Here is a 16,625-nt window from a genome sequence, read left to right on the forward strand (position 1 = left end):
GAGAACCCGCAAAAACATAGAGTTTATGCGGGTTTCCGGCGTTTTCTAATCCCTCAACCGACCTAAAATCATCTTGCGGCAGAGAGAAAAATTCTACTATTTTTTATTTATTTTCTTTCCATTCATTTCTCATTTACTGCTTTTCCCAGATGACGGGTCAGTAAATCAATCAGCCATGTCCTTTCTTCTGCCGACAATTTATCCTGTTTTACAAGAACATTTTCATTCGACAGATTCCTGATGCAGATGTAATTTCCATAGATTTCCCAATCCTTATAAAGTGTCCATGCAGTATTTCCTTCTGAAACTTCTGATTTTAAAAGAATTCCATCTTCACTGAAAGTATACTTCCGATAACCGGATTTTAGTTCTTTATCCATTGCTGTAACAGATTTCTTTAATACCGTCTTCTGCATCAGCTTGCTTCCTCCGCATATCATAAAAAGACTATATGCAGCCAGGAGTGAGCAAAGTACAACAAGCCTTGTATCGCTATTTGTTACTCTCCATATTATAATCAAAATACAAGCTACAATCAGAATTGAAAATTTTATTGCTTCCGCTTTTCTTTTCTTTCGATACTCCTTCGAATTCAAAGCGATTTCAAGCAGCGCGTCCCGCTCTTCTTTTCCGATTTCAATTTCACATTCCAACATCTCTGTTCCCCCATTTCTTTTTTCTAAAAACATTGTAATGAACACTGCTTATTCTGTCAAACACTATCGGTTGTTATCTTTGCTGTTCTGCTTTTGCACGAAACTCTGACTCCTTTTGAAATTCCGGGAGCACTGCTGATACTAATCGGCACGATACCGGCTTCTATAGAAAATGCCTCATAGACGCATAAAATGTCTATGAGGCATAATAACTTTACTCGGCAAATATCTGCTCAATTATTTTATCAAACTCTAATGTGTGATATCTTCTTTTTAATGAATCGAGATTGTAAAGTGCCTGACCATTTATCAGTCCATTACAAGTATCATTATCATCTCCTTTATTTTTTGCTACAGCTCCCGAAAATTCCAAATCATCTGTATCAGAAAGCCATAAGGATGTCAGAAATCCTTCACACTGAATTCCAGGCATTGTATATCCATACATTCTTTGTGGCATAGATAAACCGTGCTGCATTCCTAATGTTACAATTTTTCCCAATATAGCCAGTTTTTTATTTCTGCTATACTCTGCAATTCGCATTAAATCTGGTACGAATTCTACAAATTCATCGTCCACATAGCTACATCCCGGAATAACATCACACCCTGCCCAGCCAGTTGTTCCAAAATCATTCTTTCCAAGAAGTGTATTTTCATCAAACGGAATATCCCAAAGATAAGTCCATGATGCAAGAATCTGTGCTGCTGATTTTGCGCCATACAAATATCGTTCTTTTTTGGTAGTTTCATATGCCAACAACAATGTCCGCATATTATACATTACTCCAACAGCATCTATCTTTACAGACTTTTTATGCGTTGTATCATTTAATCCTCCCAGATATAAAACATCTTCTACATAATGTTCCATAATAAAATCAGCAGCTTTACACAATGCACTTCTATATTTCTCATTACCGGTGTATTCATGTACTAATGCTAATACTTCTCCCGGAAAAATTGTTCCTGACCCCTGCTCTATCACATTACTTCCAAACCATTCTTCCGGATATGTCATTGGAGTACCTTCCATCGTATATGCCCGATACCAGGAGCCATCTGTATTCTGAATTTCAATCATTTTATCACAAAATGCAACCACTACATCCAGCCAGTCTTTATGTAATGTTCCATTTTCCTTTTCCTCCAGAAAACAGAGCATTAAATAATACATAGCCTCCGTCATAGTCCGGCAATAATTTCCTTTTGTTCCTTTTAATTTTTCTGCAATTCCCATCATTGCACCTACGACCTGATTCCCCAGAAATTTTTCTAATTCTTTCCTGTTTTCCGAATACTGAAATGGCATTAATACGCCAGTCCACCAATAAACAAATTCTTCTTTTTCTACACTGTACATTGCATTCGGCAAACCACTTTCTGCAATACAGTGTTCCACAAAAAATTGTATTGTTTTTAATGCCCGTTCCCTATATTCTTCCTTTCCTGTTTCTTCTGCAGCCCGAAGCATTTCATAGCAAACCATAGTCTGATTTCCAGAAAATCCATATTCCAGTACATTCTGATTTCCATATTTTTCTCTTGGTGAGAAATGGCACACATAACCACAAGGATGATTTTTCTTTTCTGGAAAATCTCTAAAGCTATTGTGTAATAAGTCTCTTCTGTATGGTATTGTTTCTTCCAGACTAAATGGATGTCTGATATCATCATTAAGAATTCGTTCCATCTGAAATACGCTCGTCTTCCACGATGCTTCTGTCAGATTTTCAGCTTCTCCAAACTGCAGTATATATGAAACTTCCAATTCTTCTCCCTGTTTTATCTTTCGATATGCAGCCCACTCCGATCCATCTACATTTAAGCAAAATGAATTTCTCTCATAAAATGGATAATCACAACGTAACAAAAATTCTTCCATTCTATTTGCAGATGGTGCAATTCCCAGGGATCCAATATCTGTATTATGAACAAAATGCCTTTCTGCTATCTGTTTTCTGGTTATTGTAGTATCCACCTTTGGAATATCTGCCCGAATTAGTGAAATAAATTGCTTGTCATTTTTTGCAAATCCTGTCACTGACAAATTTGGATTTCTATCATCCTTATAATCCTGCTCAAAAGTTCCAAGATAATCATCCTGTCCATTCTGGTCTGTATCATTCTTATTATAAAAAGCACCCGGTATTACAAATTGATAATCGTCAAAATTTTTTGCATGTTTTGATTTACAATGGAATTCCGTAGATATCCGGATAGCAGTCTCTTTTTCTGCTGAAATACAGGCCACCTTTCTACTCAGTTTTATATTATTTGTATTTTGTTCCCACATATCAATAATATGAAATCTATTTTCTTTATTTACTTCTACGTCTGCTTCTGCAATATGAATGTTTTTTCACTTCTTATAACATCATACTTTGCTTTCTTATTTCTTTCCTTTAAAATCTGAATCTGAACCGGCCACGGTACTTCTATTTTTATTCCGTCCCTTTCTATTAAAACTTCATTTTTTTCTAATCCTACCGGAAATTTAAGTTCCATCACATCATCCCTTCCTTTCCACTAATTCGATACAAATTTGATTTTTTCTACCTGCTATAAGCTTTTCTTCCAGTTCAGCCTGATGTAGCACAACAGAGGTACTATTTATCTGATTCTTCCATACTTCTCCATTTATGCTAAGTTCTCCCAACTGATATTCTCCATAATCCAAATATTTTCTGTTATAAAAAGAAACACATACTTCTTTTTCCGCAAATAATGTGTCTACTGTTAAAACTTCACCGGAATCATACTGCTCCTTTACTAGTTTTGGTTCAATTAATAAGTCTCCAAGCTTTCCCCTCACACCATATACCTGTGTCAGCATTAGAAAAATTGTCCAGCTTCCTGCACCAGTAACATAAGAATACATTCCCCTTCCTCTGCTACTGATATACTCCGGCACACCAGGATATATTTGTGCTATTTGTGTATTTGTAGAAAGTTCATAAATAGATTTTATAATCTGATAACCTTCCCTTACATACCCTCTGCTATATAACGCATAAGCATACATAGTTGTCATATGGCTAAACATGCCACCATTTTCTTTTTCTCCATAAATAAGTGCAAATCCTCTTCCAAAATTCCAGGTATTATCTCCCAATGGTAACGTCAGCCTGATTCCTCCGGTATTTTTATCCGGAAGATAATTATTTACAGCATGGATTGTTTTTTGAACCTGTTCATCCGTCGCCGCCCCTGACATAATAGAAAAGGTCTGGGCTGTCAATCCAAATCGCAATTTTCCATCTCCAAGAATTCCATCAACTGCATTTCCATCATTGTTATAATAACCATTAAAAAAGCCTTCTTTTGATGATAATTCAATCCATTCATTTTCTCGGACCTGCTGCAATAATTGTTTTCCTTTCCAGCGCAACATATCTTTTAATTCTAAAACCGGTATTTTTTTCTTTTTTCCGCTTATTCCAAATCTTATGTGTTCATAATATTTCTTTAATACTTCCACTTCTTTTTGGGGTTCCTTTTCCTTTAATCCCTCAAGCAGTATTTCCATTTCTTCAAATACAGAAATCGTTTTTCGGTCTTCTTTCTCTATTTGAATCTCAAGTAAATCTGCTATATCACATATATTTTTTCCATAAAAAGCCGTAAATGGTATTGTTTCCCCTTTATCCGGAGCCATATCCAACTGATCATTCCAATCTCCATCTTCAAGCTTTATATTCCCGTGTTCTCCAATATTTAAGCTGCAAATTAAATTTTCTAAAAGTAAATGCTCTAATATTGTTCCGGTATAACATTCACCATCCTTTGTCTTTTGACTATTTCCATCTTCTTTTTTCCAATTTGTGTCAATCCTTTTCGCTCTTTCAATTTGTGCATCTTTCCAGTAAGACACTTCTTCATCTAAAATAGAAATATCTCCAGTTTGATTCATATATAACAACAGTGTAAATAATGGCCAGACACCATGATCCATCCAAACTCTGGATATTTTGTTTCTGTCTGCCTGAAAATTGCCCTCACCGTCCAAAATAATAGTTGCATTACTTCCATCCAGTCTGACACCTTTCATGTTATGAACAAAAACACTTCGAACCCGCATTGGATTTTGTAATAATAATGTCAGATAATCCTGCCACAAATCTCTCCACCCGCGACCACCTCTTCCATAATCATGATATGGAAGAAATGAACAACCATATATTTTTCTTAAAACAGGCTGTATACTTACCCACCTTAACCAGCCATCAAACTTATCTGAATTGCCTTGAAATTTTATCTTGTCAGCTTCTCCATTCCAATGCTCTTCATTTTGTTTCCACGCAGCTTCAACCTTTTCTTTACTGTTATACTTTTCAAACTCCTTGTTAAAATTTTCTTTTTCAGTAATTCCAGCGCAGATAATATATTCTTTTTTCTCGCCTGGTGCTAACCGTACCTTTGCAAAACGCATTGCGCCAATGCATTCCATACCATCTTTCCGATATGTCATATCATGTTCTGGTATACTATTTTCTACTACTGTTCCAGGCCAGTCCAATGTTCCTCCCTTTCCAATAAACTCCTCTACTGTAGGGAACATTTCTACTGCTGCCTGCCCGCTTTCATCTGATCCATATACAAAATAACTTGTATCATTCGGTTCATGACCTCTTTCATCATGGTGTATCGTTGGCTTTACAACAATCCCGTTTTCTTCCAATGTTATCCTCTGCATCAGTGATGTTGCATGTCTATGATCTCTTAAATTATCTGCCGATCGTCCAAAAATAGGAAATGCCGCTGTTGGCACAAATTCCAGAATTTCTGACCCGTAATTTTCCAGAATAACCCTGTTAATTTCTACTACATCCTCATTTGCCGGACAAAACGTTGTAAAAATACAGTTTAATTTCAATTCAGGGATTGCATAATACAAGCTGTGATATAGCAAACCGCACTCTATTTTATTCCATTTTTCTTCATCTTTAAAGCAATGCTCCGCTCTCTGTCTTGCAGAATTTCCCACCACAGAAAATGCTCCCTGCTCTTTTGTATAAACCCAGAAATTTCTTCCAGAACGATTATTATGTAAGTCCTCTACTGAAACTGGCAGATACAAAAATTCATTTTGATTCTTTTTGGCATCTCCATTTAAGCAGGGTGTCACCGATGCTTTCATTCCAGCCTCATTGCATATAGGAAAGTATAATTGATTTACTTCCCGGGCATTTTCACAAACAAAAGTCCCTTTTTTGTCAATAAAATTCCACTTAAATCCGTGTTCCATTCTTTACTCCTTTTTCTTAACCCTTAACCGCTCCTGCCGTTAATCCTCCTACAATATATCTTTGGAAAATTAGTGCTAATACCATTGGTACAACTGTAGCCAGCAATCCTGCAGTCATCATCATTCCATAATCAATTCCATACTTTGTTCCAAACTCTGATACCGCAACCGTTAATGTCTTCGAAGTTTTTGATGTAGTAAAAATTAATGCATACAGAAATTCATCCCATGCCATAAGGAATGCAAGAACACCTACTGCAACATATCCCGGCAATGCTGTCGGCATAATAATTTTCCAAAACACCTGATTCCAACTACAACCATCTACCCGTCCTGCTTCTTCAAGTTCAAATGGAACCGATTTAAAATATCCGTTCAAGACCCAGATTACATAGGCAAGAACTGCATTTGTATTAATTAATATTAATGTTCCCAAATGATCCAGCAACCCCATCCGGCTAATCATGATATAATACGGTATTACCAATGCAATTGGTGGTAGCAGCTGAAAAAACATTACTCCAAATAACATTGGTTTTTTCATTCGAAAGCGTAATCTTGCAAACGCATAGGATGCCACTGCACCTAATACAAGACTAATTACTGTTGTTGTACCCGCAACAATGCAACTGTTTTTTATTGCCATTCGGAATACTTCAACTTGTTTTGTTGGATTTTTATCCCACAATAACATTTTGTATCGTTCCCAGGTAATTGATGTAGGCAGTATTTTGTCACTACTTAACAATTCATTTTCTGATATGATACTGGATATAAACATCCAGATAATTGGCAATAGCGTCCAAAGAACCAATAATATCACTGCCAAATATAATAATATCCTTCCTATTCTTCTCTTTACCGTTCGATTCATATCTTAATCCTCCGTTTTTCCTGCTTTCAGGTAAAGAAGGCTCAATAACAATATAACAACTGCTATAATTACGCATATTGCCGAACCTTTACCATAATGTAAGTAATCAAAGATTTCATGATACGCATAAAAGCTTACTACCTGTGTACTGTCATTTGGTCCACCTGACGTCAACGAATATACAATATCAAAAACTCGAATCGTCTGAATTGTACGCAAAACAAGAACCACTATATACATTGGCCTTAATGCAGGAAAATACACTACTTTAAATCTCTGCCATGCATTTGCCCCGTCTATAATTGATGCCTCCTTTACATCATTAGACACGGTCTGGAGTCCTGCAAGCAGCATAATGATAACAAGTGGAAGCATCTTCCATGTATCTGATAATATAATCATATTAATTGCAAGCTTACCACTTCCAAGCCAGACTATATTTTCATCTATCAAATGTAATTTTAATAATACTTTATTCAAAATTCCTGCGTTCGCATTAAAAATCCATTTCCACAAATTTGCATTTACAATCGTTGGCACTGCCCATGGAATCAGAATAATTCCACGCACAAAGCCTCTTCCCTTAAAATTTTGATTCAGCAATAATGCTGTAAGTGTTCCCAATATAATCTGAATTATCACTGATACAACTGAAAAATATAAAGTAATTTTTAAAGAATTCCAAAATGCATGGGTACTCATAACTTCTGCATAATTCTTTAATCCAACAAATTTCGTTGCAAGACTACCTGGATTTACATCATTTAAGCTGAACCACAATGTAAACAAAACAGGAAATAATCCTAATCCCATGATAATCAGCATGGCCGGAGTAATCATTCCATAAGCAGTTCTTGCTTGTGATATACTTGATTTATTCTTCCTCTTCATATTCTTACCCTCATATTAAAAATGGCAGGCAGTTTACCTACCTGCCATTCTCTATTTAATTCACAAAACTTTCTGATACTTCTTCTGCCTGATTTAGTGCATCCTCTATTGAAGTTGAACCTGACAGTGCTGCTGAAAATAATGGTTGTACTGTATTAGACCACTCACTATAATCAGCAAGCTGAGGTCTTGGATGTGCTGTTGCAAACTGCGGATAAAACTTAGCCAGCTCTTCATGTTCAGCCACCAGATTCTCATCTTTATATAATGCATCAATTGTCGGCAGTACATTATAATTCTCATAAGCATATTTCTGAATATCCTCACTCGTAAATAACTCAATATATTTATATGCATACTCCGGATATTTTGAGGTAGATAATACTCCGAAGCCACCGCCACCAGTCACTGAAGCACTTTCTGCTTTATCAGTTCCAGGCATTAAACATACATCTACATTTCCTGCAACAGTAGAATTTTCCGGATTATTTGCATATCCATACACATAAGCCCAATTCATAACAAATGCTGTGTCTCCCGCCATGAACGGATCCAAACAATCTCTGTCCGTATAGGTAATTGATGCCGGATCTGCCCATCCATCCTGCATAGAATCATACATGAACTGTACTGCATTATTTGCACTTTCACTGTTAACGTCAAATGAACCGTCTTCTTTCTGCCACGTTCCACCAAAACTGTATATCATGGTTGTCAAATCGCAAATTAAACCTTCTGCCTGGGATGCTCCCCATGCAATACCATACTTGCAAATGCCTTTATCCATCATATCCTGAGACATTTCTTTTAATTCATCCCATGTTTTTGGTGGCTCCTCATATCCAGCATCCGCTAACATCTGCTTATTATAAAACATCCATTTTCCACCATTTGCAAACGGAATTGCTTCTGTTTTTCCATTATAAATCATCTGATTTAACGAACTCTCAATCAAACTGTTTTTTACATCTTCATCCATATATTCACTTAAGTCTATGGTTACTCCCTTACTTTCAAATTCTGCAACCCATGGAATATCTACATAGCAAACATCCGCATTGCCTCCACCGGTCCATGTTGTAGTAATTTTTTCGTGTGTACTATCATAGGACTGACAAATCAGATTTACTTTTACACCATACATTTCTTCGTACTTCTTTCCAGCATACTCATAAAGTCCTTCTTCGTCGGTTGTACAAATAACGCTAATGCTTTCCGGTTTATCTCCGGCTTCTGTTCCTGCTACTTTGTTATTTTCTGTTTCAGAGTTACCACAAGCTGTAATTGATACTGCCATTGTCATACACAAAAGTACTGCAACTAATCTCTTCATTCTTTTCCTCCTTTTACACTAATACTTTTTTGTTCTTCTCCCCTGGCGCCTTTTACTTTATTCTCCTTGCTTTTTGTAGTTTTAATATAACGATTTTATATTCATGATTCAATTTCATTCTTGCTTTATTTTTGCACTATTTTGCGTGAGACATTTTTAATTAAAAAAAGTAGTTTTAATATAACGATTTTATATTCATGATTCAATTTCATTCTTGCTTTATTTTTGCACTATTTTGCGTGAGACATTTTTAATTAAAAAAAGACGAAATATACTAATCACATTTTGTATATTTCGTCTCCTTTATATACTACTATATTTTAAATTCTGGAATGATGATAACCCTCACAGTTTAATTCTTCATTTCCACTTATTTTACGGTATCTGCTTGGTCCCATAGAATATACTTCCTTAAACTTCCGGTTAAAATAGCTCAATCCTGAGAAACCAGATTCATATGCCACTTCACTGATGGGGAGTTTTGTGGAAAGCAATAATTTTTCTGCAGATTTTAATCGGATATGATTTAAATACTCTACAAATGTATAATCTGTTGCCTGTTTAAACACTCTGCAAAATGTATACATACTCATGCAACACAATTCTGCTACATTTTGTAACTCTATATGATTTTGATAATTTTCTTCTATGTAAGACAACGCAGGTCTGATTTTTTCCAAGGCTATCATAACTTCTGTCGCAGGTCTTCTGGCACAAATATAATCATTTCGCATAAAGTATACCATTAGTTCCATAATATACGCAGGTATCCGAATCTCATATCCCAAAATCTTCTTTTTATATTCTCCCTCTATTTTCCACATAATGGATTCTACTTTTTTACTTCTCAAATTAAAATGTCCAACTTTTCGAAACGGATCTAATAATATACTTGGAATGTGTTGATATTCCTTTGCCACAGAAAAATAGGGTAAAACAGGTTCCATTTGAAACTGTAACAACAATATTTTATGTCGCTTTGTAATTTTTTCCGTTTCATGTGGTTCTTCCCCAGAAATGACCGTGATGTCGCCTGGTCTTGAAATAATCTTCTCCCCACCAAATCTTACATATGCTTCACCCTCTAACTGGCACAAAATTTCCCATGAATGATGCCAGTGCATCGCACACCCCGCTAAAGTATAAATTCCTGCTGAGAACGGTAATTTTGCCTCTTCAATATAAAAAAGCTCCGAAGAGTGAAACTTATTTGCAGTTGATATGGGCTCTTTGATTTTTATAATTTCTTTCCTGTCTTCCATTTTCTCCTGTTAATCTCTCCCATCCAAGCTATAATTTTTTTGTCAAATCCACCAATTTTTCTACTCTGTAATCTGCCTGCTGCTCTAACTCTCTTAATTTTTCATTGGTTATGGCATCTTCCGGATGATACCAACAGGTTTTAAGTCCTGCAGCATGCCCTCCTGCAATATCTGCTGTCAGGGAATCACCTATCATCAGGCATTCTTCCGGTTCAATTCCAGGCAATTCTTCCATACATTTTTCAAAAAAACGAGGCTCGGTTTCTCTACGCCAACCTTTTCCGAAACAAAGCAATGTGTAAAATATTTACGCATGCCGCCTCGTTCCAGGCGGTTTAGCTGCTGCTCATACGGTCCGTTGCTTGCTGCACAGAATATGTATTTTCCTGCTAAAGCTTCCAATGTTTCCAATGCACCGCTCACCGGCACTGCACTATTATGAAGATAGCTTCGGAACACATGCTCCATTGCCACACCATCGGCTTTTAATCCCAGCCGTTTTAATATAATCTGCCAGCGGACATAGGGAAGGTCTTCCCTTGATAATTCACCCTTTTCGATTTTGTCCCAGATAATATGATTTTCTTCCTGAAAAACATTAAACATTTCCGGTTTAAACTCCAGCCCCAAATCTGCAAATGCCTGTTTCATGGAATCTTCTGCTCCCGCATCAAAATCAAGCAGTGTATTATCAATATCCCAAAAAAGGACTTTTATATTCTGGATTTTATTCATCCTTTATTTCCTCATCATCCTAAGGTTTTATGCTATGCAAAATGCAATACATCTATCAACAGCAGCCAGACTAATCCATAATAGGTTACTACTGCTACCAGGTCATTAATTGTGGTAATCAATGGGCCGGATGCCACTGCCGGATCAATCTTAATCTTATGAAAAAGCATTGGAATCAATGTTCCCACAAGGCTTGATATTACCATTGCTATCATCAGTGCAAGACCCACGCATCCTGAAATAATAAACGCATGAATCACCGGATTATTCTTTAACAGCCAGACATATAATCCGATAAAGGAAAATGCCAGTATCCCCAGAAAAAGTCCGTTCATAAATCCAACACGCATTTCCTTTCCTACCAGATGACGCTTCTGTTTTGACGTAAGATTTTCATCTACCAGTACACGAATGGTTACAGCCAGCGACTGTGTTCCGACATTTCCTGCCATGTCAAGTATCAGCGACTGGAAACACATGACAATTGGAATTACGGCTACAACGGTCTCAAAAATTCCAACTACAGAAGATACGCCCATGCCAAGTACCAGCAAGATAATCAGCCATGGCAGACGTTTCTTCATACTCTCTATCAGCGTTTCCTGTAAATCTTCTTCGGCGGTCAGACCTGCTAACTTTGCGTAGTCATCACCCATCTCATCATCCACAACTTCTACGATATCCTGAGATGTGATAACACCTAAGATTTCATCATTTTCATCCAGTACCGGAATGGAGTCCTCTGCATAGTCCTTCATTCGCTCAATACATTCACTAATCTGTTCATGATCACGCAAATACGGATAGGATGTGCTGATGATATCTTCCAGTGCATTATTTTCACGAGCAATGATTAAGTCCTTTAAATCGATGGCTCCATAGAATTTGCCAGCTTCATCAGTAACATAAACTGTCAAAATGTTATCATTTTCTCCCGCCTGACGAATCAGCTCCCGCATAGCCTGCCGGATGGTAAGATCATTCTTAATCACAATGAAGTTCGTAGTCATCTTGCTACCAATTTCGTCATCCTCATAGGACTGAATCATCTTAATGTCATGACTGGATTCTTCATCCAGCAACTCTACCAGCTGTGCCTGCTTGGAATCATCCAGTTCGTCTAAGACATCTACCGCATCATCGGAGTCCATGTAGGAAATAACCCGTGCCGCTTTATCCAGATCCAATTCATTCAGATATAGATCCGGGTCATCAATATAAGTAAAGATTTCCGCAACCTGTTCCGCTCCCAGGATTGGGTACAATCTCTTTCGTTCTTCTTCATCCAGACGCACAAATGCATCCGCAATATCATTTTCATGATAATCGGATAATTTATCCCGCAATTCCTCATTACTCTTTGTACTGCGGATAATCTCTATTAACTCTTCTACATAATTCTGCTCTTTTAATTTCTCGTCCACTGCTTCTGCCTCCTTACATCATTTTCCTGCAGCAGCAGCACAGATGATACCCTCACAATTACAGGAAACACACAGCGCATTTCCAGCGTAAAAAGAGCAATTGTCCTGTCTGGATTCTTATCAGAAATCCATGGCCAATTGCGCCAAAATCATCTTCTGTCTGCTACCGCAGATACTACTTCGCCCAGTACTGTCGCAACTGTCCATGCATTTCACCTCCTGATTCATTCTCTTTTTCCATTCTAATCCTCGGAATGAATCAAGTCAAGATTTGCTTTGTCTGATATTTGTATAATATATATTTTTATTCTATTTCTTCCATAAATATTCCAGGCAATTGTGAATGAGGGATTGAAAAAGATTTTGAGCAAAAAATTTTGAGGCTTTCCATGTACAGCTGATTTTCTTAGATGTGAAATGCCAACAGTTCTTAGAATGCGGGTTTTTCTTGCTGGTAAACTGTCTTTCCGGTTGCTTTGTCAGAATCTCTGCACTGTCCGTCGAGAACAGATGCCACATAATGCCTGCAAGGGGCACTTATCAGGCATCTGTACTTCGACGAACCGTGCAGTTATTCTGGCAAACATTGGAAAGACTGTTTTTATGACCAAAAGAAAAACACGCATTTTAGAACTGTGGTATTTCATCATCTGAAAATCAACGTACATGAAATACCTCAAAATTCCTTTACTCCAAATATTCTACCTCTTTCGCAATTGCCTGCTATATTTATCGAATATTTGTATAGTCTAAGAAAAAGCACATACAGCTTGCCCGCTCACTTCCTTCATTCCGGTAAATGTGCGGCTGGTCTGTTTCAAATTTGTAGACCTGACTCTTTTCCACCTTCTGGCTGTGGTCATGGCATTCTATGGTCAGCGCGCCGTCAATTACCGTAATATATTCTCTCGTCCGCTCGCCGTGGCTTCCACTGGTGTATACACCGCCCGGCTCTACGTCAATCCGGTAGATTTCTACGGACTGGGAGTCCTCAAATGGAAAGCAGGTAAAGACCTTATACTGTCCCTCCAGTTCCTTGGTTGGAATCATTTCTTCCGGCTTCACCAGACAGAAATCCACACGGGGAGCTTCAATCAAAGTCTGAAATTCAATCCGCAGTCCGCTTGTAATCTTTCCAAGCACACCCAATGATGGATTTGCCGTTCCCTTTTCAATCTGTGCCAGCATACTCTTACTTACACCGGTCTGCTCTGCCACCTGATCAAGACTCATTCCCTTGGACTGACGCAGTCTCTTTAAATTTTCCGATACATTGTGTGACAGGTAATCCATACATTTTCCTCTCTTTCCATTTGAAACTTCCACTTCAAATTTTTTACATCAAACTTTTCGCATCAAATTTTTATGATATTAACTGATGTTTTTGATAAAGATATCTGTTTTACAGTGCCTTGCGGTATAACATTTCTATATCACACTGACGGGATGACCGTGGGTTCACTGCAATATTGCCGCTCTTCATGGCATCTGCTGCCATTGCTTCTATTTTCTCTTCGATGGTCTCCCGGCTGATGCTTCCTGTTTTGCCTGCCTGATTGATGGCTTCCGTAAGATTTGCCGGAATTCCGATGGCTTTGCATAAGGAACGGATGGCATCCACTAACATCATCGGTTCAAATTCATCTTCATAGGCCTGAATTTCACTGATGTAGTTATAAATTTTATAATACCTTCCATGGTCAGCTAAGGCATTATACTCCGCTACTACCGGAAGCAATACTGCATTGGCAACTCCGTGTGGCACATCAAAAAATGCACTGACCGGATGGCTCATGGCATGTACATTTCCAAGTCTTGCAAAAGAAAATGCAATTCCAGCAAACAGTGAGCCTACCATCATTGCCTCTGCTGCCTTCACATCGGTGCGGTTTGCCACAAATCTCCGGATATTTTCTCCGATGAGCTCCATTGCTTTTTCTGCCATGGCATCGGAAAATGGAGAAGCCGCAGTTGAAATATACGCCTCTTCTGCATGGATAAATGCATCAATTCCGCAGGCTGCCGCCACACTGACTGGTGCCGTTGTAATCAGGTCTGCGTCCAGAATAGCATATGCCGGCAGCAGTTCATAAGAAAATACCGTCAGTTTATAGTCTCTGCTGTGGTCTGTAATTACAGAAAATGCTGTTACCTCAGAACCGGTTCCTGCTGTAGTCGGTAGTGCCACCAATGGAATAATTTTGCCCGGCACTTTATGTGCCCCTTCGTATTCGGTAATGCTTCCACCGTATTTTGCTACTACACCGACTGCCTTTGCTACATCCATCGGAGAACCGCCGCCAAAAGCTACGATAAAGTCTGCCCCGGAAGCCTGAAATGCTTCTGTCGCTGCTTCCACGGTTGTAACGGAAGGATTTCCTTCGATATCCGTAAAGTCATCCACCAAAATTCCTTCGGCTCTTAAAGATTCTGCAGCTTTCTCCACCAGTCCCATCTTCTTAAGATGCGGTCCGGATATGATAAACGCATGCTTTCCACCCATTTTTTTGCAACTTCCGGAAGTTTTGCCATAGAGCCTCTTCCTACGATAATATTCTGTGGTACTGAAAAATTAAATTCGTTCATAGCTTTTCCTCTCATTTTCTGTCGGTATTTTCAGAACTTACTACTCGACTTTTCTATATTCTGCTTTCTTCACTCTATACATTCCATTATCCTGCCATCCGCGCCAATACACGGTCGATTGCCACATCGATTACCTGATCCAGCTCCACATCATCTGCCTCCGGCATCAATGTTGCTGCATCTTCATCTGAAATAAGCTGTACCAGACTGCCAAAGGACTCTTTGTATTTCTTTTTACAGATTGCAAAGAATACAACTCCAAGCAAGCTCCAGGCTCCAACCATCAACCACTCCGGAAGAATCAGGCTGCCGCCGGTTCCCGGAATGCAGTACATGCATACCATAAATCCTGACATTAAAACTGCCATTACACCCACAAATTTATAACCAGGCACTTTATACGGACGAGGCATATCCGGTTCTTTCTTTCTTAAAATCAGAAATGAAATGGATACCATACAATAGGCAAGACAGCATCCAAAGTTACCTGCATCACAAATCCATACCATCATGACACGTCCCGCAAACGGTGCTAACATCGTAAGAATTCCCATCAGGATTAATGCATTTAACGGGGTCTTATGCTTTGGATGAAGTTTTGCAAAAGTTCTTGGAATCATATAGGATTCTGCCATGGAATATAAAGCACGGGAACCACCAATCATAAAGGAATTCCAGGAAGTAATGATTCCGCACATTCCACCAACAATAATTACTTTTGCCATGACCGATGTTTTAAACGCTACTGCCATGGCATCTGCGGTTACAAGACCGGTTCCTGTCTGTGATGCTGCAATGGCATCCGGCTTTAATACCAGACCTACTGCAATGATAACCAGCGAGTAAAACAGCACTGCCAGTACAACAGATAATATCAGCATTTTTCCAATTTTCTTCGGTGGAACATTGATTTCCTCTGCCGCCTGTGGGATAACATCAAATCCGATAAAATAAAATGGAGATAACACCGCAACACTGAGTACTGCCTTGATTCCACCTCCGGTTGATGTGCCGGCAAACATCTGTCCGTTAAGATTATCCACACTTCCGTTGATGACGGATGCAACAATCAATAAAATTCCTGCTCCACCAATGATAATAGTAAGAATGGTCTGTAAAATAGCTGCTGTTTTGGCTCCAAAAATGTTTATTATCATAATTAAAAATGCAACGATAATTGCTACAATCAGCCAGGAAGCATAGATATCAAATCCAGCTACCGTATAAAGATATCCCTTTAAAAATCCCGGCCAGAGATAAGTCAGAATCGTTGGAAATGCACATGCTTCAAAGCAGGTAACTCCGACATATCCCAGGACGATTGCCCATGTACAGATAAAGGAACCATTTGAGCCCATTGCACGGTAACTGAACACATGCTCACCACCGCACTGTGGCATGGCTGCTGTAAGTTCTGCATAAGTCAATCCCACAAAGAATATCATGATTCCACCAAGAACAAATCCGATAGCCGCTCCAAGAACTCCGCCTTTCTGAATCCAGCCACCGGAGGATACGACCCAGCCCCATCCAATCATGGCACCAAATGCAATGACAAGAATATCCCAGGCATTAAATACTTTATTGAATTCTGTTTTCTTCTGTTCCATATTTAC

General features: G+C 38.4%; 12 protein-coding genes and 2 pseudogenes. All 14 read right to left on the reverse strand.

The genetic code is table 11. The features are described 5' to 3' along the window. Positions 1 to 122 precede the first annotated feature (122 nt). The 14 genes and pseudogenes from DW059_RS01820 to DW059_RS01885 all read right to left on the reverse strand — a co-directional run bounded on the left by DW059_RS01820 (position 123) and on the right by DW059_RS01885 (position 16,619). Complete coding sequence (locus tag DW059_RS01820) at positions 123 to 689, reverse strand: hypothetical protein (protein WP_117697207.1); 567 nt, start codon at positions 687 to 689, stop codon at positions 123 to 125. A 181-nt stretch (positions 690 to 870) separates the two neighbouring features. After that, positions 871 to 2,910, reverse strand: coding sequence for a hypothetical protein (locus DW059_RS01825; protein WP_147326017.1), 2,040 nt, complete (start codon positions 2,908 to 2,910; stop codon positions 871 to 873). A gap of 77 nt (positions 2,911 to 2,987) precedes the next feature. Then, the gene (locus DW059_RS15855; protein ID WP_158551931.1) at positions 2,988 to 3,164 is read right to left on the reverse strand and encodes a hypothetical protein; all 177 of its coding nucleotides are present in this window, start codon (positions 3,162 to 3,164) and stop codon (positions 2,988 to 2,990) included. A gap of 4 nt (positions 3,165 to 3,168) precedes the next feature. Beyond that, entirely contained in the window at positions 3,169 to 5,796 is a 2,628-nt protein-coding gene (locus tag DW059_RS01835) for a GH36-type glycosyl hydrolase domain-containing protein (RefSeq protein ID WP_158551964.1), read from the reverse strand. 124 nt (positions 5,797 to 5,920) lie between these two features. Next, the gene (locus tag DW059_RS01840) at positions 5,921 to 6,778 is read right to left on the reverse strand and encodes a carbohydrate ABC transporter permease (RefSeq protein ID WP_022243665.1); all 858 of its coding nucleotides are present in this window, start codon (positions 6,776 to 6,778) and stop codon (positions 5,921 to 5,923) included. A 3-nt stretch (positions 6,779 to 6,781) separates the two neighbouring features. After that, the gene (locus tag DW059_RS01845) at positions 6,782 to 7,669 is read right to left on the reverse strand and encodes a carbohydrate ABC transporter permease (RefSeq protein ID WP_117697215.1); all 888 of its coding nucleotides are present in this window, start codon (positions 7,667 to 7,669) and stop codon (positions 6,782 to 6,784) included. Between the two features lie 55 nt (positions 7,670 to 7,724). Continuing rightward, the gene (locus tag DW059_RS01850) at positions 7,725 to 9,002 is read right to left on the reverse strand and encodes an extracellular solute-binding protein (protein ID WP_117697217.1); all 1,278 of its coding nucleotides are present in this window, start codon (positions 9,000 to 9,002) and stop codon (positions 7,725 to 7,727) included. A gap of 320 nt (positions 9,003 to 9,322) precedes the next feature. Beyond that, complete coding sequence (locus DW059_RS01855) at positions 9,323 to 10,264, reverse strand: helix-turn-helix domain-containing protein (protein WP_117697219.1); 942 nt, start codon at positions 10,262 to 10,264, stop codon at positions 9,323 to 9,325. 28 nt (positions 10,265 to 10,292) lie between these two features. Continuing rightward, a complete protein-coding gene (locus DW059_RS16285) occupies positions 10,293 to 10,499 on the reverse strand; it encodes an HAD family hydrolase (RefSeq protein ID WP_242986057.1) in 207 nt (68 codons plus the stop codon). Further along, positions 10,476 to 10,999, reverse strand: a pseudogene (locus DW059_RS01860) (HAD family hydrolase); the annotation flags it as partial. The pseudogene DW059_RS01860 and the gene DW059_RS16285, both read right to left, overlap by 24 nt. A gap of 32 nt (positions 11,000 to 11,031) precedes the next feature. Then, positions 11,032 to 12,423 (reverse strand): magnesium transporter, encoded by a 1,392-nt coding sequence (gene mgtE / locus DW059_RS01865; RefSeq protein WP_117697221.1) that lies wholly within the window; start codon positions 12,421 to 12,423, stop codon positions 11,032 to 11,034. 729 nt (positions 12,424 to 13,152) lie between these two features. Further along, positions 13,153 to 13,716 (reverse strand): helix-turn-helix domain-containing protein, encoded by a 564-nt coding sequence (locus tag DW059_RS01875; protein WP_022243671.1) that lies wholly within the window; start codon positions 13,714 to 13,716, stop codon positions 13,153 to 13,155. 109 nt (positions 13,717 to 13,825) lie between these two features. Further along, positions 13,826 to 15,009: pseudogene (locus DW059_RS01880) on the reverse strand (iron-containing alcohol dehydrogenase). A gap of 86 nt (positions 15,010 to 15,095) precedes the next feature. After that, on the reverse strand, positions 15,096 to 16,619 hold the full coding sequence (locus DW059_RS01885; protein ID WP_117697225.1) for an APC family permease: 1,524 nt from the start codon (positions 16,617 to 16,619) through the stop codon (positions 15,096 to 15,098). Positions 16,620 to 16,625: the final 6 nt, after the last annotated feature.

This window comes from Roseburia sp. AF42-8 (assembly GCF_003435965.1).
In the GTDB taxonomy this organism is placed as follows: domain Bacteria; phylum Bacillota; class Clostridia; order Lachnospirales; family Lachnospiraceae; genus Roseburia_C; species Roseburia_C amylophila.